This is a genomic window from Sporosarcina sp. resist, from assembly GCF_014302295.1.
GTDB classification, from domain to species: Bacteria; Bacillota; Bacilli; order Bacillales_A; family Planococcaceae; genus Sporosarcina; species Sporosarcina psychrophila.
Map to the genome: position 1 here is coordinate 4,755,991 of NZ_CP060287.1, position 22,639 is coordinate 4,778,629.

Annotated in this window: 21 protein-coding genes and 2 riboswitches; of the genes, 10 read left to right on the forward strand and 11 right to left on the reverse strand. The window is 41.0% G+C overall.

What is annotated here, in order from left to right; all coding sequences use genetic code 11:
• Positions 1–92 precede the first annotated feature (92 nt).
• On the reverse strand, positions 93–782 hold the full coding sequence (locus tag H7992_RS22830) for a response regulator transcription factor (protein WP_067213561.1): 690 nt from the start codon (positions 780–782) through the stop codon (positions 93–95).
• Between the two features lie 230 nt (positions 783–1,012).
• Between H7992_RS22830 and H7992_RS22835 the strand changes: the two genes are divergently transcribed.
• Genes H7992_RS22835 through H7992_RS22845 form a run of 3 tightly spaced genes read left to right on the forward strand, consistent with a single transcriptional unit; the run spans position 1,013 to position 3,376 of the window.
• Positions 1,013–1,891 (forward strand): hypothetical protein, encoded by an 879-nt coding sequence (locus H7992_RS22835; protein WP_187046136.1) that lies wholly within the window; start codon positions 1,013–1,015, stop codon positions 1,889–1,891.
• The gene (locus tag H7992_RS22840; RefSeq protein WP_067213565.1) at positions 1,884–2,441 is read left to right on the forward strand and encodes a hypothetical protein; all 558 of its coding nucleotides are present in this window, start codon (positions 1,884–1,886) and stop codon (positions 2,439–2,441) included. Before H7992_RS22835 ends, H7992_RS22840 begins: the two co-directional genes overlap by 8 nt.
• Before the next feature lie 26 nt (positions 2,442–2,467).
• Positions 2,468–3,376, forward strand: coding sequence for a CPBP family intramembrane glutamic endopeptidase (locus H7992_RS22845; RefSeq protein ID WP_255428527.1), 909 nt, complete (start codon positions 2,468–2,470; stop codon positions 3,374–3,376).
• A 39-nt stretch (positions 3,377–3,415) separates the two neighbouring features.
• Here the strand turns inward: H7992_RS22845 and H7992_RS22850 are convergent, their stop codons facing one another.
• From H7992_RS22850 to H7992_RS22860, 3 genes are all read right to left on the reverse strand, one after another.
• Entirely contained in the window at positions 3,416–4,285 is an 870-nt protein-coding gene (locus H7992_RS22850; protein WP_187046137.1) for a DMT family transporter, read from the reverse strand.
• A 134-nt stretch (positions 4,286–4,419) separates the two neighbouring features.
• Positions 4,420–5,457 carry a beta-carotene 15,15'-monooxygenase gene (locus H7992_RS22855; RefSeq protein ID WP_067213567.1) on the reverse strand — a complete coding sequence of 346 codons (1,038 nt, stop codon included), beginning with the start codon at positions 5,455–5,457 and terminating at the stop codon, positions 4,420–4,422.
• Between the two features lie 544 nt (positions 5,458–6,001).
• On the reverse strand, positions 6,002–6,631 hold the full coding sequence (locus H7992_RS22860; protein WP_067213568.1) for a nitroreductase family protein: 630 nt from the start codon (positions 6,629–6,631) through the stop codon (positions 6,002–6,004).
• Between the two features lie 134 nt (positions 6,632–6,765).
• Here H7992_RS22860 and H7992_RS22865 point away from each other — a divergent pair, with 134 nt between their 5' ends.
• The 4 genes from H7992_RS22865 (at position 6,766) to H7992_RS22880 (ending at position 9,893) form a co-directional block, all read left to right on the forward strand.
• Positions 6,766–7,101, forward strand: coding sequence for a winged helix-turn-helix transcriptional regulator (locus H7992_RS22865; protein WP_231885738.1), 336 nt, complete (start codon positions 6,766–6,768; stop codon positions 7,099–7,101).
• A gap of 260 nt (positions 7,102–7,361) precedes the next feature.
• Positions 7,362–7,408, forward strand: a riboswitch (PreQ1 riboswitch).
• A gap of 7 nt (positions 7,409–7,415) precedes the next feature.
• Entirely contained in the window at positions 7,416–7,898 is a 483-nt protein-coding gene (locus tag H7992_RS22870; RefSeq protein WP_067213570.1) for a QueT transporter family protein, read from the forward strand.
• A 67-nt stretch (positions 7,899–7,965) separates the two neighbouring features.
• Positions 7,966–8,196, forward strand: a complete 231-nt coding sequence (locus tag H7992_RS22875; RefSeq protein ID WP_067213571.1) for an excisionase family DNA-binding protein — start codon at positions 7,966–7,968, stop codon at positions 8,194–8,196.
• Between the two features lie 206 nt (positions 8,197–8,402).
• On the forward strand, positions 8,403–9,893 hold the full coding sequence (locus H7992_RS22880; RefSeq protein ID WP_067213572.1) for a BCCT family transporter: 1,491 nt from the start codon (positions 8,403–8,405) through the stop codon (positions 9,891–9,893).
• Positions 9,894–9,933: 40 nt separating this feature from the next.
• Here H7992_RS22880 and H7992_RS22885 read toward each other — a convergent pair whose 3' ends face one another.
• The 3 genes from H7992_RS22885 to H7992_RS22895 are packed head-to-tail and all read right to left on the reverse strand — an operon-like array spanning position 9,934 to position 13,065.
• On the reverse strand, positions 9,934–10,920 hold the full coding sequence (locus tag H7992_RS22885) for a homoserine dehydrogenase (RefSeq protein WP_187046138.1): 987 nt from the start codon (positions 10,918–10,920) through the stop codon (positions 9,934–9,936).
• The gene (locus H7992_RS22890; RefSeq protein WP_187046139.1) at positions 10,878–11,744 is read right to left on the reverse strand and encodes a homoserine O-acetyltransferase family protein; all 867 of its coding nucleotides are present in this window, start codon (positions 11,742–11,744) and stop codon (positions 10,878–10,880) included. The genes H7992_RS22885 and H7992_RS22890 overlap by 43 nt, the downstream gene beginning before the upstream one ends.
• A gap of 31 nt (positions 11,745–11,775) precedes the next feature.
• On the reverse strand, positions 11,776–13,065 hold the full coding sequence (locus H7992_RS22895; RefSeq protein ID WP_187046140.1) for an O-acetylhomoserine aminocarboxypropyltransferase/cysteine synthase family protein: 1,290 nt from the start codon (positions 13,063–13,065) through the stop codon (positions 11,776–11,778).
• Between the two features lie 125 nt (positions 13,066–13,190).
• Positions 13,191–13,306: riboswitch (SAM riboswitch) on the reverse strand.
• A gap of 145 nt (positions 13,307–13,451) precedes the next feature.
• On the opposite strand from H7992_RS22895, the gene H7992_RS22900 reads away from it, so the two are divergent.
• Positions 13,452–14,087 carry a glycerol-3-phosphate acyltransferase gene (locus tag H7992_RS22900; protein ID WP_067213576.1) on the forward strand — a complete coding sequence of 212 codons (636 nt, stop codon included), beginning with the start codon at positions 13,452–13,454 and terminating at the stop codon, positions 14,085–14,087.
• 62 nt (positions 14,088–14,149) lie between these two features.
• On the opposite strand, the gene H7992_RS22905 is transcribed toward H7992_RS22900, so the two are convergent.
• A complete protein-coding gene (locus H7992_RS22905; protein WP_187046141.1) occupies positions 14,150–15,508 on the reverse strand; it encodes an aspartate aminotransferase family protein in 1,359 nt (452 codons plus the stop codon).
• Positions 15,509–15,548: 40 nt separating this feature from the next.
• Positions 15,549–17,012, reverse strand: a complete 1,464-nt coding sequence (locus H7992_RS22910) for a CoA-acylating methylmalonate-semialdehyde dehydrogenase (RefSeq protein WP_187046142.1) — start codon at positions 17,010–17,012, stop codon at positions 15,549–15,551.
• Positions 17,013–17,162: 150 nt separating this feature from the next.
• Between H7992_RS22910 and H7992_RS22915 the strand changes: the two genes are divergently transcribed.
• Positions 17,163–18,782 (forward strand): PucR family transcriptional regulator, encoded by a 1,620-nt coding sequence (locus H7992_RS22915; protein ID WP_187046143.1) that lies wholly within the window; start codon positions 17,163–17,165, stop codon positions 18,780–18,782.
• Positions 18,783–19,028: 246 nt separating this feature from the next.
• The gene (locus H7992_RS22920) at positions 19,029–20,438 is read left to right on the forward strand and encodes an amino acid permease (RefSeq protein WP_187046144.1); all 1,410 of its coding nucleotides are present in this window, start codon (positions 19,029–19,031) and stop codon (positions 20,436–20,438) included.
• Between the two features lie 118 nt (positions 20,439–20,556).
• Here the strand turns inward: H7992_RS22920 and H7992_RS22925 are convergent, their stop codons facing one another.
• Together H7992_RS22925 and H7992_RS22930 are read right to left on the reverse strand one after the other, a co-directional pair.
• A complete protein-coding gene (locus tag H7992_RS22925; RefSeq protein WP_187046145.1) occupies positions 20,557–21,645 on the reverse strand; it encodes a DmpA family aminopeptidase in 1,089 nt (362 codons plus the stop codon).
• A gap of 205 nt (positions 21,646–21,850) precedes the next feature.
• Positions 21,851–22,624, reverse strand: coding sequence for a sulfite exporter TauE/SafE family protein (locus H7992_RS22930; protein WP_067213582.1), 774 nt, complete (start codon positions 22,622–22,624; stop codon positions 21,851–21,853).
• Positions 22,625–22,639 lie beyond the last annotated feature (15 nt).

Here is a 22,639-nt window from a genome sequence, read left to right on the forward strand (position 1 = left end):
CATTGCCTACCAAGTCGATGATATAGGAGAAACAGTAACCAATACTCAGTGCCGCTATAACAATTGCAAGAATCGACCAGAAAGTAGTATAATCATTTTTCGATTTTGTAACCAATGCCCCATACCACCTTTACATACCTTGGATTTTTCGGATCTGCTTCGATTTTCTCACGAATTTTACGAATATGAACTGCGACAATATTTTCAGCATTGTACGCCGCCTCGTTCCAAACCCGTTCATAGATTTCACTGATAGAAAACACACGTCCTGCATTCTTCATCAGTAATTCTGTGATTTTGTATTCGATAGGAGTCAGCTTTACTACATCACCATCGACGGTTATTTCCTTCGCCTCTTCATCAAGAACAAGTCCGTCGATTTCTACTTTTTTCTGACCGTCATATGTACCAAATTGAATATATCGACGTAATTGAGACTTCACACGTGCCATCAATTCCATTGGATGGAACGGTTTGGTCACATAGTCATCGGCTCCCACAGACAAACCGTGAATTTTATCTGAATCCTCCGCTTTTGCACTTAACATGATAATCGGGATATTGCGCACTTCCCGAATTTTGAATGTCGCCGTAATACCATCCATATTCGGCATCATAATGTCGAGAATGAGAAGATGGACGTCGTTCGACTCCAATAACTCGATCGCCTCTTTGCCATCCGCCGCCTTTAGTACGTCGTATCCTTCATTTTTTAAATAAATTTCAATCCCGTCACGGATATCCTGATCGTCATCCGCTACCAACACCGTGAACTTCGCCATCTTCCGCACCTCGCTTTTCTTAACTCTATGATACCAATTGTACCCGCCAAATCTTAACATTTACCAATTGTAATTATGAAGAAAGTCTTAAGATGTGTTTTTAGCTTAACTTTCTTTACCAGAAAAAATATGATTGTTAAACTTTCATATTTGAATGAATGCCAATATCGCCTAAGTAACGTAGAGGATATATTATCCATTTGATATACTAGATGGAAGGGGGCGAGTTCATGAAAGAACGATTTTTCTGGGTGGCGCTAAGTTTAATCGGCATAAGCTGGATGTTGAATTCCATTTATGCTTACTCAAAGCAACTCGATGAGCCCATATTCTTGGACCACTATATCGATGCGGAGTATCAGGATGATTTTTATATGACATTTTATTATTTAACGAACAAAAATAACTCATCAGTTGTCTCATCTGTTTCTACCGGCGAACTAATCGGTTATCCAGAAGACTCTTATTTTTTCGATGAACAAGTTCAAAACAACCAGGTATTCAATCACCATGTTTTACGTAGTACCAACGTGAGGTTTAACTTTGACCCAACCACTCATACAGAAAATTATTCTTTTACAGAAATAGATGTCTCATTTTCTGCTGGAAATAGGATAACTGTTCCTATTGGTATCGTGACGATTCGACCGCGTGTAATTGAAGAATCCCCTCTCGAACAAGTAAGTTCAAGTGGGGATGGCTATCATTATCGGGCTCTAGAACCACTGACAATCGAAATGATTAAAAGCTCATTTCAAGACGTTTTGCAGGATAATTTCTTTATTAAAATAAATTCGTCCTCCACTCCTTCACTACCTGAACGAACCTATGAAAAGTTTCTTGACCAAGAATGGAGCAGGTTACCCGGACTAGATTTGCAAAATATACAATTCCCACTGAACTTAAAGAAAAGTAAAAGAATAAGTGTCTACAGCCAGTTCGCCGCAGACTTTAAAGCTGTGTTAGATGTGAACATCTATATTTCGGGAACAACCGAGTCAGGTAAGCCTTTTTCTACAGTAGGCGGTCTTATTGTGCGTCCTTATTTGGAACAAAAAGATGTCAATGCAATTATCAAGGAGAAAACAAAGGGGGATACCAATGGATAAAGCATTAAGGTATATGTTCTGGGGGTATCTTTTCATTTTTTTCCGGGTCCATATTGGTTTTGATTGGCTAGCTGACCCTGTCGGATATTATTTGATTTACTCCGGATGCTTCATGCTTATCGATAAATATCCTCATGCAAAAAAAGCAGGAATCGTAGCTGGACTAGGCATAGTCATTTCTTTCCCGGCAATTTTCGTTAATCTTTCTGCGCATTATCTCGGTATTTGGGAAGTCTATTCACTTGCTTTACTCGTCCTAAAACTGATTGTCGCCTATTTTCTTTTCGCTGTTCTAAAAAGTATTGTCAATGACTATGCTAATCAAGCATTGATAAACCAGACGAAAAGTGTCTATACATTTTATATAGCTATCCACTTATCCGTGCTTATGCTCATGTCATTTTCCATGAATATAGCTGAGGACCAATGGATCACACTTACATTCATGCTGACAATGGGCGCCTTAGTTATGGATATCATGTTTCTTCTACTACTTGCAGCCATTCGGCAAGCACAACCGCGACAGACAGCTCACGACTATTCGGTATGAAAACAGTGGAAATTGGGAGGGATAAGATGTTTAAAAACCAATCAGGTCAAGTAAGGGCTGGCTGGCTTATTTTACTAACCTTTATAGCCATGCTAATTGTTCAACAGTTATTCTCACTTCCTGGGATTCTTTTATTGATGTTCACTGAAGCACCTTTTAGTGAGGGATTTAGTTATCTCGATATGCAAACTGCTTTCGATTCACACCCTTGGATTTCCCTTTTAATGCAAGGCGGTGGTACAGTCGGTGGAATAGTGATTACTTTTTTACTATGGCGTTTTATAAATAAGGGTTCCATGAAAGAGCTCGGCTTTAGAGGTTCGTTGAAAGACTTATGGTTTGGACTGTTTCTTGGTGCATTATCGATTATCTTTATTTTTATTGTATTGATGGCGACCGGCAATGTGACACTCCTTAATTCATTGTCAAACCCTCATTTCTCAATATTTACGATTACTTTTCTAGTTCTATTTATTCTTGTCGGAATCTTTGAAGAGATGTTCTTTAGAGGATATGTCATGTCCACCATGGCAAGTAGGGGAAATAAAAAGTGGGTTATCTACGTAGCATCCGCTTTAATTTTCAGCATCGCCCATGGTGCAAATCCAAATGTAAGTCTTTTAGGATTAATGAATATTGCACTGGTCGGGCTTTTATTCGCTTATATGTTTGACGCCACAAAAAGTTTGTGGCTGCCGATTGGTTATCATATTACGTGGAACTACTTCCAAGGGAATATTTTTGGATTTGCGGTAAGCGGTACAGCACCAAATGGCATCTATAGCGTTGAACTAGCCGAGGGACATGATTGGCTGACTGGTGGTGCATTCGGCCTAGAAGGTGGAATCCTAGCAACGATGCTAATCTTGGTCGGTTTTATCGCTACAAAGCTTTATTCCAAATCGAAAAATCAAAAAAATACAGGAAGCCTTTAAAGCTTCCTGTATTTTGAATTTCAAAAACAAAAAGACTGTTCAAACCTTCACTTTCCTACCACTCAACGTCAACACAAGAATTCCACCAAGCAACATCGCAATACCCATCCACGACGTTCCTGTCAGTCGTTCACCTACAACAATCACACTCAATATAGCAGCAGTAAGTGGTTCAGCAAGTGACAGGGTGACTGCTGACGATGAAGGTATCCGTTTCAATCCGGCAGAAAACAGGATATATGCCACACTGGTTGTGACGATCCCAAGATACAACACAACAGAAATTCCACGCCCCGTCATAAGCCCTTCCGTTTCGAATAAAAACAAGAATGGCATGAGCATTATCGCACTCATCGAAAAGATAACCGCAACAGCAGGCACAGGATCTACCTTGTCTAGTACGTCTTTATTGACAAGTGTATAAAAGGCAAACAACAATCCAGCCCCAAGTGACATCGCGATTCCCACTGGATTTACAACGATTCCATCTTTATTTAAAAAGAGCAGTGCACAGCCTATAATTGCAAGTGCTGTCGCCATGATCCACACCCGAGTCGGACGGCGTTTTGCTAGTAACCATTCAATGATTCCAGAAAAAACTGGAGCACTTCCGATTGTGACGACCGTGCCTATAGCAACCCCCGTTAATCTGACAGAAGAAAAAAATAAATACTGAAAAATGGCCATCGAAATAGCTGCATACAGGGTAGATCTCCAAGGCCAATTTCGAAAATCGATTTTACGCATAATGAGCAAAATAACTAGTAACGAAAAACCCCCTATAGCAAGCCTCGATGCCCCAACTGCCAACGGATGAATCGTTTGCGGCATGAATGTTTGGGCTGTGCCAGTCGTCCCCCAAAGTATCGCACCTACCAGCACGACTAGATATGAAATACGTTGTGACAAAGTGATCCCCCCTTACTCTCTCTACAGTAGAAGATACCACATAAATCAAATTTTCCAATACCTTAATTCTACTTAATTGAATCCACAAGTGATTATACGAACCTAGCTAAACCGGTGAGATACAACATCTATCTTCATAACTTTTGCTTCACCAGTTCTTTAAACCTCTCCGAATCATCTACTCGAATAGCTACTTGATCATAGAATTTCTTTACCCCCATCAACAGTGTCGCTTCTACTGGATATTTCAACTTTAATAGGACACTCGGGTACACTTTCTCAAAATCACGTGCAATAAAATCAATCGTATTCTTCGAAAATTTTTGTTCCAATACATCAGGGTCTTCTATTATCTCCTCAATATCTTCCCATCGAATTTCCATACGCTTCATCAAACCTAGAGAAACATACATACTTTCATGCTCTATCTGCAAAGGATTGAAGCGTAGTGCTTGAATATCACCTAAAAATAACAGGACTGAGTAGATGTTTATCACTAGCAGAATAAGCGATAAAATAAATGATTTGTCATGCAACCACCAGTGAATACCGATTGTTTCAATCACAATTGCATGGATCATCATCACTTGAAAGGCGATTAAACTTGATTTTTTGTAGAGTGTGAACGTATTGTCTTTTTCTTGCGGTTTCTTTTTCCAAATACAAAAAGCATAATAAAACATGAGCATTTCCGAACAAATCACTTGAATAATCGGATGCTTTCTTACCTTTTCGTCCACTGCATGAGAGAAAGAAAATAAAAGTGGTAAAGGGCTTTTCTTCACCGTTTGAATGATTTCGGGTAAATATTTAAAAAGAGTTACTAACAACAGAACTTCAAGTAAAACGAGTGCACCTTCTATTACAAAACCTGCTAACGTAATCGTCTTAAAAGGAGCTAAATACTCCATCGGAATCATAAAGCGTGCAACCATAAGGCCCCCAGCCATCAACACAATGAGATACTTCCAACTCATTTTACGTTGCCAAGCTAAAAATAAAACGGGTGCCACAATGGTTAAATCAAGGATGGAACCTAGCACGACACCATTCGTTTTTGTAGGCAACAGGTTAAGCCCAAAGGAAGAGCGGTATAAAGCAAAATTAGAAGCCAAAACAAGTAATAATAAGATTAGCCATACAATATGGATTGATTCCCTTTTATATACCATGTTATCCACCTCACTTTTTTTGAGTTATAATGTTTTCCAACTTTTGAAATATACGATGTAACTCCTGAATATCCTTCATTCCTAACTTTTCCTAACTTTTCCTACTACTTTTCGTTAATCGTTTGCTCAATTTATGTAAGTTTTTCGAAATAGGCTATCCTTCTTAATTGATCGAGTTTTATTTTCAATTCCCTACGATTTTCTTTATTGATTTTTCTCAGGTCTGTTTAATAATTGGCTTACAGTACTTGACGTAATTCGTAACCTTGTCGTTAGCTCACTTGTTTTACAGATGCCTATTTTCAATCACATCTTGGTATTCGGAATCTGATTGCAATCCATCTCTTCTACGTTTAATAATCTCTTTCATATTGTTAGATAACCTAGAATCCATTACAACACCTTCTTTCGTTCCGATTAACAGTTAATTAGTATTAACCATAAATACAACTTAACATAATGTCAATAATTGTTATTAATATAAACTAAAAATCTGTATACAAAAAAGCCCGAAATGCATGTAGCATCCCGGGCAATAAATTTCTTATATAAAACGCACAACTTCATCTAAAGGCAAGCGGGAAGACCCGTATGCCGGGGCAGCGGCCTTTCCTAAGGCAATCAGTACAATTGGGAATTGATCACTAGGAAGGTCGAATCTCTCAGCAAATTTCACTTTATCAAAGCCACCTATTGTTGAAGTATCATAGCCTTTTTCTTTGGCAATCAACAGCAATTGCATAGAAACTAGCCCTGCATCGAAAGAAGCGATATTCATTCTTGCCTCTCTTGGAATAGTTGGATAGACCGCATTCGTACTGGCAATCGTACGATCTTTAATCGACTCATCCATATGACCTTCTGCAACATTTTGTGTATAGATTTGCTCCACCTTTTTATACGCATCGATATTACCTAAGACAGCGATAACGGCAGATGAATCCCCCACCTGGACTTGATTGTTAGCAATTACTTGCAGTTCTTTCTTCACCTCGGGGTCTTGGATAACTATAAAACTCCAAGATTGCAGGTTACTAGATGAAGGAGCTATTGTTGCCAGCTTCAGCATTTCTGCAATTTCCTCTTTTGCGATTGTAGCGTTCGGATCGAACACTCTTACCGATTTTCTGTCCTTCATTACACTATATAAATGTGAGTTCAATGTTGTAGTCATTGTATTGCCTCCCTTTCTAAAACTTACTAATAGTAAGTACCTGCATTCAACTTACCATTAGTAAGTTTGTTATGTCAACCCTAACGATACATGTTAAGATAGATGAAAGATAAAGCAGAATGGAGGTTCGACTAGTGAATCAACCGAAAAATTGTGGGAATTCATCACATGTCTGCAACAACTTTCACGATACAATTGAATTTATTGGTAAGAGATGGATGGGGGTAATTATTTATACACTAATGTCCGGACCCAAGCGTTTTCATGAAATCACTGAAGGTATTCCAGGGATATCAGATCGACTTTTAACAGAACGGTTGAATGAATTAATCAAAGAAGGCCTCGTTACAAAAAAACAACTTGAGCCTTCTTCTACTATAGTTGGATATGAGCTAACGGACAGCGGGATGGAATTAAAAGAAGTTATTACTGCCATACGGAACTGGATGGCAAAGCGAACAAACCTTTAGATCAGAAAGGTTAGAGAATTCATTAAACTCCCAAAGAAGAGCTATTTCCCCTAGAGGTTGATAGCTCTTTTCCCTTGCCCTAATTAACCACATTCATCTTTCCTACACTTTTCTCAATCATTTATATCCAGCTATTCCATGGCTGCAACAAGACTTCGAACATCGATATTTATCCTATCCAAATTCTTACTTCTTCATTTTTCACATGTATTGACATGTACGAATCAAAAACACTATGATACACTGGATTGCAGGCTTTTTAACACGTGGTTCGTCAACCATCCCACGCTAAAAAAACTAGGAGGAAATGAATAATGAAAATAAAAACAATGGCCATTAGCGGGATTATCGCCGCTTTATATGTAGCTGTTTCCCTATTAATAGCACCATTAGCATACTCAGCCATCCAATTTAGAATCCCTGAGATGTTCAACCATCTTGTCGTGTTCAATAAAAAGCTCATATTTGGAATTGTGCTTGGTGTATTTGTGACAAACTTATTTTCCCCACTTGGTATGTATGACTTATTTTTTGGGGTAAGCCAATCAATCCTAGCCCTTTCAATTACGATTTTCTCTGCTAAATTCATATCTGGAATATTCAAGCGAATGGTCTTCAACACGCTTGTTTTCACCTTTACAATGTTCATCATTGCTTTCGAGTTGAATCTAGCATTAGAACTGCCTTTCCTACTTACCTGGTTAACAGTCGCAATAGGTGAATTCGTCGTTATGGCTATCGGGATTCCGATTATGATGATTTTAAATAAACGTTTGAAATTCGAAAAACTTATTTAACATAACCCATCCCCTCCATTTCACTGTTAGCGATTGAAATAGAGGGATTTTTTAAGGAGATGGATCGATGTACATAACAATCCAAGAAACCGCTGAACATCTAGGTATGCCTGTCGAACAAGTAGAAAAGTACGTGCGGGAAGGTCGCATCCGTTCCGTCCATGATGGTGAAAAATTCCTTATTAACAAAGATCAGTTTGGACTCTATTTAGAACAGCTCGAAATGTTAAAACACCAAATCGATGAATGGCGGAACGAACCTATTCCACCCGATCGTGACATTAAAGATGAAGATTGAAAAACAAAGATGAAGATTGAAAAACCGGTTGAAAATCTACGGATTTTCAGCCGGTTTTGTTTTATTTAAGATAGGGTATCGTTCCGTTAAAGGTATGGAAATCGCTATAAGAGAAAATACTAAATACATCGATTGGTTGCTTTCAATATGCTTTGCTAGTATAGTAAGAAGCTGTTTCCAAATTACCAGCTCCACGAGGGGGAATTATGAAGAAAATTTCAAATGTCTTTTACATCACAATTGGTCTGATTATTTTGACCGTCGGATATGGCGCGTTTGCACCTGAAAGTTTTGAGGCTGTTACAACGAATGTCCGAAACTTTGTTGCGTCGTCTTTCGGTTGGTACTATATGCTGCTCATGTCATTTATGTTAGCGCTCAGTTTCTTTTTCATCGTCAGTCCATACGGAAAAATCCGGCTTGGAAAAGATACGGACCGTCCGCAGTTTTCAACAGTTACATGGGTTGCCATGCTGTTTTCCGCCGGGATGGGTATCGGCCTAGTCTTTTATGGTGCCGCTGAACCATTATCACACTTTGCAATCAGTCCTGCTTCGGAAGATCCAAATACGGATGCTGCTTTCAAAGAAGCCTTACGTCAATCTTTCTTTCACTGGGGGATTCACATATGGGCCATGTACGGAGTCATTGCGCTATCTTTAGCCTTCTTCCAGTTCCGCAAAGGGGAACCGGGATTAATTTCAGCAACATTGAAGCCGATATTCGGTGAAAAAATGGTTGGACCATGGGGTACTCTCGTCGATGTACTCGCCGTTTTCGCAACAGCATTCGGCGTTGCTACATCACTCGGCTTCGGCGCTGTTCAAATTAATGCAGGCCTAAACTACTTATTTGGTGTTGAGATCAATATCTTTTCACAATTTGTCATCATCGCAATCGTCACGGTCCTGTTCGTTGCATCTGCATGGTCAGGATTAAGTAAGGGCATAAAATATTTATCGAATACAAATTTAGTCCTTGCTCTTGCACTGCTTGGATTTATCGTCGTTCTTGGACCGACATTACTCATTTTCAATATGTTCACTGATTCATTTGGCGGCTACTTTTCAAACCTTGTCCAAATGAGTTTCGGTACAGCACCATTGGACTCTACCGACCGGAAATGGCTTGACGACTGGACAATATTCTACTGGGCATGGTGGATTTCATGGGCACCGTTTGTCAGTATGTTCATTGCCCGTGTTTCAAAAGGCCGTACAATCAGGGAGTTCATGATTGGCGTACTTGCTGCACCTACTTTGCTGGTTACATTCTGGTTCTCAGCGTTTGGAACGACAGCGATTGATATCCAGAAAAAAGGGCTTGTCGACTTGACGCAATCCAGTACAGAACTGACGATTTTCGAAATGTTCAATGTTATGCCAATGTCGTTCATGATATCAGTCTTCGCAATTTTATTGATTGTATCGTTCTTCGTTACTTCAGCCGATTCAGCAACATTTGTCCTTGGCATGCAGTCAACGAATGGTTCGTTGACACCGCCGAATAATGTGAAGCTCATTTGGGGCGTTATCCAATCGACAATTGCGCTCATTTTGCTATCTGTCAACGGCCTCACCGCTTTGCAAAACACGATCATCATCGCTGCATTGCCCTTCTCTTTCGTCATGCTGCTCATGGTTGTCGCGTTGCTCAAAGCGTTGAAAGCCGAATTAAAGTTGATGAAATTAAAATAATAACTAGAAAAAGCGATTCCATAAATGGAATCGCTTTTTCTTAACTATTAACAAGAACCTTTTCACGTTTTCCAATCATTTGAAGGAAGTCTCCGACCATTGCGCTTGCCGTTGGGTACATACCTGCACCCGGACCGACAAGTGTTAAGGCACCGAGATAGTCAGTTTCAACGATGATTGCGTTGTCCACACCTTCGACACCATATAGCGAATGATGAGTTCCGATAAGTACCGGGCCAACACTTCCGTGCAATGTCCCCTTTTCGTCAATCAAAATATCAGCGACATGCCGATAACGAAGCTTAACCTTAGATGCATCCGCCACATCTTCAATAGTAATCTTGTCGATTCCAACAACCGAAACGTCTTGCCAATTTGGTTGCGTACCGAATGCAAGTGCACTCAAAATCATCAGTTTCCGAAAGGCATCTTTGCCACTTATATCGTCCGTCGGATCCGCTTCCGCATAGCCAAGCGTCTGTGCTTCGTGAAGCGCGGCTTTAAATGGAATTCCCTCTTCCCGCATCTTCGTTAAGATGAAGTTGGAAGTGCCATTCAAAATACCTCTAATTCGTAACACCCGGTCTGTCGGTAACAAGTTTGTCACCGTACGGATAATCGGTATGCCACCCGCCGTCGTTGCTTCATACCCAACGTAAACTCCACGGAACTCCGCATGTTTTAGTAACGCCGGACCATGTTTCGCAAACATGGTCTTATTCGCAGTTATTATATGAAAACCTTTTTCTATTGCATCCGAAAGAAACGTATAAGCGGGTTCTTCTCCAACAATCGCCTCAAATATGAGGTCAATGTCCGGATTTAACAGGATTTCTTGAATGTCATCCGTTATCTTCGTTCCAGGTGTCGCTAGACGTTCTTTCTCCTTATCCCGGACCAAAATGGAAACAATGTCGATTGTACAGCCCATTTCCCGCTTAATCTCTTCTTTCCTTTCATTCAAAATCCTATAAATCCCTTCACCTACAGTGCCGAAGCCAAGTAGAGCGACTTTGATTGACGCCATAACGCCACCTCCATGGACTGTTTGATGATGAGTCCCCATTTTTCAAATTCCGTTAAAAAACTTTCATAGCCATGTTTTGTATTGACCAAACAATATATAGAGTTGGGAATCATATAGGCGAACGTTCGAATTTCATCCGTCGGAAACATCGGATCGTGTGTAAACGCAAACGCCACCACTTTTGCAGATATCAGGCAGGAAGCTAGTTCAACGCCTCCTCGACCACGGCCGATGTCATGCGTATTCATGGCACGGATTAAGGGGTAGAAGCTCTCCATGTCATTTCTGCTATTCCCAAAAGGAGATTCCATGTTCCCAATTTTAGTTAATTGTGGTGTCACCGCCATCGGGAAAAGAATATCCATACCCTCGGGATACATAATGCCCCATTCCAGTACACGCATGCCACCGAGCGAACCCCCGATGACCGCCCTTAATCGATTGACACCTAATACCGTCAGCGCTCTCCGTTCTGCATGCACCATATCTCGAATCGTTACTTCTGGAAATAAATTTCTATACAGCTCGCCTGTGTCCGGATTTACAGTTAACGGTCCTGTTGATCCGTCACTTCCGCCAAGTGCGTTAAAAGAGATAACGGATAATTCATTTGTATCGATACTTTTTCCTTTGCCGACAAGACCGCTCCACCAACCCGGATAGTCATCCGTTCCAACTGTCACGTGACTTCCTGTCAAGGCATGACAAACAAGTACATGGGGTGCATCCAACCTGCCCGTTCTTTCATAGGCAAGCTGTACATTTACCAAGACGACTCCTGATTCCAATACCAGATGCCCGATTTCCACTATCCCCGTCTCCACGATTGTCACGCCCTTTCTTGTCACCAAAAAATTATACTGTTACTGGTACCGCTAGTTCGATTGCTTGTGCAAGGTCTGCAATAATATCTTCCGCGGATTCAAGGCCCACCGATAGTCTAATCAATTCTTCAGTCACACCTGATTTTTTCAAGTCCTCAGGCCCAAGCTGCTGATGCGTCGTTGAAGCTGGATGGATAATTAGTGATTTTGCATCCCCAACATTCGCAACATGCGACCAGATTTTGACGTTATCAATCACGTTCCGGCCTGCATCCCGTCCACCTTTAATACCAAATACAATAATGGAACCGAAGCCGTTTTTCAAGTACTTTTTCGCAAGGTCATAAGATGGGTGATCTTCGTTGCCTGTATATGTTACCCATTCGACAGATGGATGTTTTTTCAAGAACTCCGCTACTTTAACGGCATTTTCATTATGTCTTGTCACACGCAAATGCAGTGTTTCAAGTCCTTGGAGGAAATTAAATGCACTATCTGGATCTAAGCAAGGTCCGAAGTCACGCAATAGTTGAACGCGTAGTTTAGTCGCAAATGCCGCCGCTGCTGTATCAATTCCGTAACGGAGACCATGATATGACGCATCAGGCTCTGTGAAGCCAGGAAACCTCCCTTGCGTCCAGTCAAATGTACCCGCATCAACAGCAACTCCACCGATCGTGGTACCGTGTCCGCCAATCCATTTTGTAGCGGAATGGATGACAACATCCGCACCAAATTCGATAGGATTCGAACCATATGGCGAAGCAAATGTACTATCAATAAGAAGCGGTAGACCGTTTTCATGCGCAATGTCCGCAACCGCTTCAATATCGAGTACATGAAGACTCGGGTTACCGATTGTTTCTGCGAATATTGCTTTTGTTTTATCTGTAATTGCTGCACGGAAGTTTTCAGGATCTGTTGCATCGACAAACTTTACATTGATACCGTAGCGCGGAAGTGTAGCGGCGAATAAATTATAAGTACCGCCATATAAGTTGCTTGCTGCGACAATTTCATCTCCAGCACCAGCTACGTTCAAGATAGAGAAAGCGATAGCTGCCATACCTGAGGAGAATGCAACTGCCGCCGTACCACCTTCAAGAAGCGCAATACGCTCTTCAAAAACTGCAACAGTTGGATTTGTAATTCGTGTATAGATGTTGCCTGCTTCTTGTAGTGCAAATAGTTTTTGAGCATGTTCTGTATCACGGAATACAAAAGATGAGGTTCTATGAATTGGAACTGCGCGTGAACCTGTTACAGGATCCGGTTTTTGTCCACCGTGCAGAAGAAGTGTTTCGGGTTGAAGTTTTGTCATCGTCATTACCTCCAGAGTTTTTTTAGATGGATGTGATTGTAATGGGCGGAGACGTTAGGGGTATTTTTGGAATGAAAAATAACCCCCTTCGCTTAAGAAGAGGGTTACGCTTTCGCTTATTCCTCCCCTTATCTTTCAGACCGTTCGCACGAATCTGTAGGAAGTAGCACCTTTGCAAGTTAGTCACTTGCTGGTTGCCGGGCATCGCAGGGCCTATTCCCTCCGCCGCTCTTGATAAGAGTTTGTGATATTCAGTTTTCCATCTTGTGACATAGTATAGTAGATATCTCAATACTTTGTCAATAGTTTACCGAATAATATTTCTGAAACTTGTGTCTATGTGGAATGTTACACTTAGACTACCGTTATTTTAGGAGGAACTTGATATGTGGTTATGGATTGTAGGCGTGCTCTTATGGGGATATGCAGTTGGTTGCCTGCATGGATCAGTTGTTGCGCAGAAAATATCCGGCGTTAACTTGAAAGAAACCGGTGTGAAAAATGCCGGTGCCTCGAATGCGACCATTGTTCTCGGGAAGAAGTTCGGCGCATTAGTTGCAGTAATCGATATCAGTAAAGGTGCAGGAGCTGTCTTACTTGTGCACTATTTCGCAGAAAACGCAGGATTTTCAGAAGCCTTTGTGGCTTTACTTTTATTTCTTACAGCCGCCGCAGCCGTTATTGGCCATAACTTTCCATTTTATATGAACTTTAACGGCGGAAAAGGAACAGCGACAATAATTGGTGTACTGCTTGCAATCGACTGGCAGATCGGGCTCATTGGTTTTGCATTATTTGTCGTCGTAGCGCTAGTAACAGACTTTCTCGTGTTTGGTGTGCTGATGCTCTACGTCACGCTCATCGCGATGGCAGTATTGGCAGACGGATACTGGCCAGTCGTAATAGCAACTTTGTTATTTGCAATCGCCATTTGGAAACATCTCGAGAATTTTCAGCGTATGAAAGAGCGTAGCGAGAAGCGCGTTTCAATGGTCTTTAGAAAAAATAAAACCAAAAACTGAGGACCCCTATAATTGGAGGTTCTCCGTTTTTGGTTTAGCAAGATTAAAAATCTCATCCTAACTCATGCATTTTCATTGAACACTTTCTTCATAACCGCAATAATAAAGTCCACGTCTTCATCGGTACAAGACAGCGGTGGGCTTAGCGCTAGAATATTGTTATAGCCAGCAACTGTATCGCCGTTCCTTCCAATAATAAGTCCATTCGCCTTACATTCGCCAATGATTTTCGCAACACGGGCGTTTGCAGCAGGTTCTTTCGTTTCTTTGTTCTCTACAAGTTCAATGCCTAACAAGAATCCGAGCCCGCGAATATCGCCAACAAAAGGATGATCCAATAAGCAAGCCAACTCTTTTCGAAGGCGCTCGCCAAGCTCAGCCGACCGTTCAACAAGATTTTCTCTCTCAATGATTTCAAGATTCTTCAACGCGACTGCACAAGCCGCAGGATTCCCGCCAAATGTATTAACATGCCGGAAATGACTGTTATCTTCTCCTGTATCGAACTTTTCATAAATATCTTTTCGAATAGCCGTAACCGAAAGTGGCAAGTAAGCGCTCGTTAGTCCCTTTGCCATCGTAATAATGTCCGGTTTCAACTTAAAATGCTGATGACCAAAGTCTTTCCCAGTTCTGCCGAATCCACAAATGACTTCATCAACAATTAGCAGTACACCGTGGCGTGTACAGATTTCCTGAACCTTTTCCAAGTAGATTGGATGTGGGATGAGTATACCGCCTCCTGTAATAAGCGGTTCCATAATAATCCCAGCGATTGTTTCCTTCTGTTCCCAAATGATTTTCTCTTCAAACTCTTGGGCACGTTGTATGTTGTACTCCTCAATTGACTGTCCCGCAGGTCTGCGGTAATTGTCCGGAGGGGCGATGTGCAAGAACCCCGGTGCAAGTGCCTCATACTTGTATTTCCGCAGTGCTTGCCCTGTTGCTGCCAGTGCCCCCATGGAGCTCCCATGATACGCACGATAGCGGGAAATGAATTTGTAGCGTGACGGTTCCCCATTTTGCTGATGGTATTGACGCGCAAGTTTAAACGCTACTTCGTTCGCATCGGATCCGCTGTTTGAGTAAAATATTTTATAGTCACCACCAAGCATTTCATTCAACTTTTCTGCAAGCAGAATAGCAGGCTCATGACTTTGGGTCATCGGTGCATAGGCCATCTTTTTCATCTGATCATAGGCAGCTTGCGCTAGCTCCTCACGACCATAACCGACATTCACACACCATAGTCCAGACATTCCATCTAGATAACGATTGCCATTATGATCTGTAATCCAAGCTCCTTCCCCACTCTCCACTACCATTGGTGGGTTCTTTTCATTATAGGAAGAAATATGGTGCCAAACGTTCTCCCGGTCCTTTTCAACTAATGACCCTGTAGTCTCTTTTGCTGTAGTCATCTTCTCTACCCCCTCCTAATTTCACGATTAATTTCTGGTATTAGTGACGCGCAGTCAACATTTTCTTCCGTGTGTAAAACTCAATTCCGTCGCGACCATTCGCATGCAAGTCACCATAGAATGATTTTTTATAACCAGAAAACGGGAAGAACGCCATCGGAGCTGGAACACCAAGATTCACACCAAGCATCCCCGCATCAATTTCTTCTCTAAACTTCCGGATTGCACTTGCACTATCTGTAAATAAACAAGCCCCGTTTGCAAACTCTGATTTATTCGCAAGTTCGATTGCTTCATCCAATGTATCCACTCTTACAATAGATAGCACAGGAGCAAAAATCTCTTCTTTCCAAATTTTCATTTCCTGAGTGACATTATCAAAAATTGTCGGACCGACGAAATAACCGCCTTCGGAAGTAGACTTGTCTTCACGGCCATCCCGTAATAGTTTGGCGCCTTCCTCAATACCTGATTCGATGTAACCCAGTGTCTTGTCTTTATGTGAATTCCTAATAACAGGTCCAAGGAAAATCCCTTCTTCTAGTCCATTACCAATCGTCAGTTTATTCGACTCGTCTACTAATCTCTCGACAAGTTCATCTGCAATATCACCAACTGCAACGACAACCGCACAAGCCATACATCTTTCTCCAGCGGATCCGAAAGCTGCGTTAATAATATTTGTGATCGTCAAATCCATATCCGCGTCCGGCATAACGATTGTATGGTTTTTCGCGCCCGCTAATGCTTGGACACGCTTACCATTTGAAGTTCCTGTTTTATACACATACTCAGCAACCGGCTGTGAACCTACGAACGACACGGCCGGAATATCTGGATGATTGAGAATGCCATTTACGACTTCATGCGCACCATGGACGATATTGAAAACACCGTCAGGCAGACCCGCTTCATGCAATAATTCTGCAAGACGGTTCGCCAAAAGTGGCGTACGCTCTGATGGTTTTAGGATGAATGTATTTCCACTAGCGATTGCAAGTGGGAACATCCAGCAAGGGACCATCATCGGAAAGTTGAACGGTGTAATTCCACCAATTACGCCTATTGGATAACGATACATACCCGATTCAATGTTCGTTGCGATATCAGGAAGCTGATACCCCATCATTAACGTCGGGGCTCCTGCAGCAAATTCAACACACTCAATCCCGCGCTGTACTTCGCCATACGCTTCAGCATAGTTTTTACCGTTTTCAATCGTAATGATTTTCGCTAGTGCTTCCCAGTTCTCTATTAACAATTGCTGGTATTTAAATAAGATCCTTGACCGTTGAGGAACAGCAACCTTCTTCCACTTCGCAAATGCTGTTTTCGCCGCCTCTACCGCTTTATTCAAATCTTCAAGTGTGGAGATAGGAACTTCGGCCAATATTTCTCCTGTCGCTGGATTTGGTACCTCTTCATATTTATCTGTCGTTGATTTTACCCATTGTCCATTGATGAAGTTTGTAAGCGTCTTCTTTTCTACCTGCGTTAAAATCATTTTCATTCCCCCGTTCTATTGTTCTTGCTACTTTACGCTATCTTCGCTAGACTTCATATTATACTTTACAAATAATTTAGATTACTTTCAATTTACACTTTGTCTAATCATTAGGCGATTATTTTAACGTTATGGAGGTCTACACCTATAATGAATACCTTAAAACTTACTGTCCGCGATGTTCTTTCACGAAGCTCATTCAAACACGCCAAAGTCGTTGCAGGAAAAGAAGGATTGGACCGTCAAGTAAAATGGTCTCATGTATTAGAGGTAAAAGAATTCGATGCCTTAATAAATGGAGGAGAGATGATTCTTACGACAGGCGTTGGCTTACAACTCGATCTTCCAAGCCAGCTAATGTATGTATCGAGGCTGATAGAAAAAGATGTGGCATGTATATGTATAGAAGTAGGACCTTACTTTAAGCTAATTCCACCTGAAATTATTGAACTCGCAGACAAACACGCATTTCCATTCATCGTCTTCGAAAAAACTGTGAAATTTGTCGATATAACTCAAGACCTTCATACTTTTATCATTAATCAACATCATCAGATGCTTTCACAACTCGATATCTTATCAAGGAAATTCATTACACTTTCTCTTGCACCCAACGGTATTTTAAAAATCCTACAAGAACTAAATCAATTTTTCCGACATAATATCCTGTTCATTAGTGATGATACGAAGCCTTATTACTATCCGTCTGAGATCAAAGAGTTGGAAATAACCATCCGAGTCCATCTTGAAAGATCCCCATCGATCAATACAGGACAGAAATTCCTCATGCTGAAGGATCAGAAATTTGCACAAATGCCTGTTAGTGGGCTAGGACAAATTTGGGGGTATCTATTCCTCGAGGTGACAGAACAACTGTCGGATGAATTTCCATTTCTCATATTAGACCGCGCTGCACTTGCAATCGCTCAAATTTTGTTACGTAACCGAACAATAGAAGAGCGCAAACAGAATAACGAAGATGAATTCGTTCGGAATTTATTGAGCGGCAGATCCTTTGAACAGGAAGACCTTCATGCCTATTTGCCCTCCAAAAGCCGAAATACATACTTCAGAGTGTTCATCATACAAATGAAGACATTCGAAACGAATCTTGGTGAAGAAGAATGGGAAGAGATTAAACTGCAACGCTCGATGATGATACGGTCACTCTTTAAACGTAATGGGTTCTTCCCCGCAGTTGCATCCAGCAAAAGTGAGATTGTCATCATTGCATCCTTCATCGCTGCAGATCACTTGATAGATGAGACTAATCGTTTTTCTCAAATTATTGAACATATTGTTAACATAAAAGACAACACTTTCATTGACGGAACCAGATGTACATTTGGAGTAAGTACAGTCTACAAAGAAATTACGGATGCAAAAAAAGGATACAAAGAAGCTGAAGATGTTTTAAAAATGCGCGAGTCTGGCATTACAAAATCATATTTCTATGAAGACTTAGGCATTTATAGGCTTCTTCTATTAGTGGAGAACAACGGTTACCTTGAAACATATGTCCAAGATTACTTATCAACAGTTTTCGACTACGATCTGAAGATGGAAAGCAACCTCTTTGAAACACTTTGTGTTTATCTCGAATGCGGTGGATCGAAAAAAGAGACTGCAGACCGTCTTTTCATAGTTAGACAAACACTGTACCACCGTCTTGAAAAGTTGGAATTACTTCTAGGCGAAGACTTTATGGAGCCATCTAAGCGTCTAGCGCTTGAGGGTGCTATCATGACCTCTCGATTGTTAGGTAATTAGTAAGTTAAACCGGTTGCGCTACTAAACGCAAACCGGTTTTCATGTTCAATGACCGGACCAAAATAGTGTAGCAAGTCCTTATTTTACACTCCGTAAAATTTAAATTCATTTCATCTTACAACTTGTCTACAAATTTTCAGATTTATTTCTGTATGATTGACTTAACAACTTAAAAGAATATTATAACAAATGATTGGAAACGCTTACATCTTAAAAAATTCACTATTTACACAAGGGGGAATGTATATGTCTAATCAACAGGGACAGTTAAATCCAGATTTAAAGATCCGACACATTAGTATGATTTCAATTGCAGGTGTTATCGGAGCAGGTTTGTTTATCGGAAGTGGAGCAGTTATTAATGCGTCTGGACCAGGTGCGATTCTATCCTACGCTTTTGCAGGAACAATTGTCGTCTTGGTTATGCGCATGCTTGGTGAAATGGCGGCCGCCCATCCGACAAGCGGATCCTTCTCTACATATGCAACCGAGTCGATTGGACCATGGGCAGGTTTTACAATCGGATGGTTATATTGGTTCTTCTGGGTTGTCGTTATAGCAATTGAAGCAATTGCCGGTGCTGCTATTATGCAATACTGGATTCCAGAATTCCCACTTTGGTTAATGGCATTAATCTTAACCATTTTGTTAACACTGACAAATCTTTTTTCAGTAAAATCTTTCGGGGAATTTGAATATTGGTTTTCACTCATAAAAGTTGTAAGTATTGGTTTTTTCCTTGTCCTCGGTCTTTGCGTGATTTTCGGATGGTATCCAGGTGTTGTTGCACCTGGAACAGTAAACCTCTTAGGGACAGGTGGATTCATGCCAACAGGATTCGGTTCCGTCTTGTTAGGAATTACAGTAGTCATTTTCTCATTCATGGGTACCGAGATTGTTACGATTGCTGCTGGCGAATCAGATCATCCGGCGAAAGCGGTCCGAATTGCGACAAACAGTGTCATTTGGCGGATTCTTATCTTCTATATCGGTTCTATTGCGATCGTGGTCACTTTGTTGCCATGGAACTCTGCAAATCTGCTGGTCAGTCCATTTGTTGCCGTTCTCGATTATATCGGAATACCTGCCGCAGCCCAGATCATGAACTTTGTTGTATTAACGGCGGTTCTCTCTTGTTTAAATTCAGCATTATATGCCAACTCACGCATGTTATTTGGAATGGCACAGAAAGGCGAAGCGCCAAAAGCCTTTTTAAAATTGAGTAAGAAGGGCGTTCCTGTTCGAGCAATCTTATTCAGCACGGTTTTTTCCTATATAGCGGTCATATTCAGTTACGTATCACCCGATAAACTATTTTTATTTCTCATCAATTCATCAGGGGCTGTCGCACTTTTAGTGTATCTTGTCATCGCCTTCACACATCTAAGAATGCGCAGAAGATTAGAACGTGAAAACCCTGAAGCACTTCAAATTAGAATGTGGTTGTTCCCTTATCTAACGTATGCGACTATTTTCGTTATTACAGGAATCTTTATCGCAATGCTCGTCATTGAATCGTTACGTGTGCAGGCAGTACTTACCTTGCTCATTGCTGGGTTAACCATCGCTTGTTATTTCATCTTTGTTCGAAAGAAAGAAGGTATCAAGGAATTGAAGAAGGGAATTATACAAGCTTCTTCAAGAACGCTTCGCTAATAAATCTAAAAGCCCGGTATCGCCCATTCCATGAGCGATACCGGATGTTTTTATTCCGCTACATACCTATCCATTTCTTAATTGCTAAGCCAACGCATTCATCTTCATTTATTATTTATTAACGATTATATTTCTTCATCACTTCCATCAGTCGTTCATGATCAATAGCTTCAACTACTTTCCCGCTTGGTTTAAGAGCGGACATACTTTCCGCTGCAATCATAGCGTTAATAATCGCCTCATCAATCGCATGACAAGCTTGCTCATAAATCGGGTCAAACTGTTGATCATTTGTGACTTTCATAGTTAGGATTGGGTCTTCCTTTTGATGAATAGACATTTCATTTGCGGTTGAAAATGCAAGAAATATATCACCGGAATCATTTCCCCCCGGACTACCACTCCGTCCAATCCCAATGGATGCACGTTTCGCAAGTCTTTTTAGTTGATGAGGTAACATTGGAATATCAGTCCCGATAATTACAATGATTGAGCCCATTTCCTTTGTGTGTACTATATTCTCAGTCAAGTGTTCTCCAACTGGGACACCTGAAACTTTTAGCCATTCCCTTTTACCGTAGTTTGCTTGCACAAGTACTCCGATGTGGTATTCCTCTCCATCGATATCTAGTTTACGAGAAGAAGTACCAGTTCCCCCTTTAAACCCGTAACAAATCATCCCAGTTCCTCCGCCAACATTGCCCTCCTTCAATTCGCCTGATTGGGCAGATTGTATTGCAGCCAAAACATGCTCTTCTTTAACATGAAGCCCATTAATATCATTTAAAACACCGTCATATGTTTCAGCAACGACAGGCATAGCCCATAAATGTTCATTTAAGAATTGATCTTGATAATTATCTATCATCCATTTGACTACCGCCTGGTGGACAGTACCAACTGAATGCGTATTTGTAATACATATCGGGCTTAAAAAGTATCCGCCGTCGTTTATCCAATGTGTACCTGTCATTTCACCATTGCCATTAAACGAAAATGTTCCAGCCCAGATCGGCTTCATTTCATTTTGTTTACCACGTGGCAATATGGCAGTTACTCCGGTGCGAATTGGACCCTTTCCCACCTCTAATGGACCTTCCCCTTCAATGATTGTTGAATACCCAACGGTAACCCCTGGAACGTCAGTAATTGCGTTATGTAATCCCGTTTCTCCTTCAAATTTCAACCCTAAATCTCGTGCTCGCATCTAAGTCACCCCTTAAATTATATTATTTAAGCCCTTTTTAAAAAATATCGCTATCACATTCACTATACTTCATTTTTTTCAATACTCATTAAACAAATGGTGCATGTAAAGACTTGAATCCCTTACATATTGTCCACCTTGTATCCAATTACAAATAAAATCCGTTATCGCCTACGTAATGAGTGATAACGGATTTTATTGCTTGCTAAAAGTCCAACCATATTTTAATAGCAGTTCCTAAAATAAGAAGTGCCAATAACCATTGAAGTACTTTCGTGTTCATTTTTTGACCAATTTTCGCCCCAATGGGTGCCGCTATAATACTTGCAACAATCATAACCATCGCAGGACCGTACAGCACTTGATCCGTTGTGATCTTACCTATTGTCGAGCCGATTGAGGATATAAATGTAATCGCAAGAGAAGTTGCAATCGTCATTCGCGTAGGTATCTTCAAAACAACTAACATGATTGGTACAAGAATAAAGGCTCCTGCAGCCCCTACAATTCCTGCCGCAATACCAACAATGAACGCTAACAACGTTGCTAGCCACTTATTGAATGTAACTTTATCAACAGGAATGTCATCCAGTCCTTTTTTCGGAATGAACATCATAATCGCAGCGATTGTTGCCAATATACCGTAGACCAGGTTGATAGCACCTTCAGATAACAAATTCGAGCCGTATCCTCCAATAAAACTACCTACTAAAATACTCGAGCCCATGTAAAGAACCAACGTTTTATTAATATAACCGCTTTTACGGTACGCCCATACACCTGAAATTGTTGCGAAAAAGACCTGAATTGCACTTATTCCGGATACTTCGTGAGCGGTGAAGACTGCAACACCAAGTAGGGGCGGGATATACAACAACATCGGATATTTTATAATTGATCCGCCTATACCAACCATTCCTGAAATAAAGGAACCAACAAATCCAATTAAAAATATTGTCACAATAAACGCGAAATCCACCACTTTTTCCTCCTT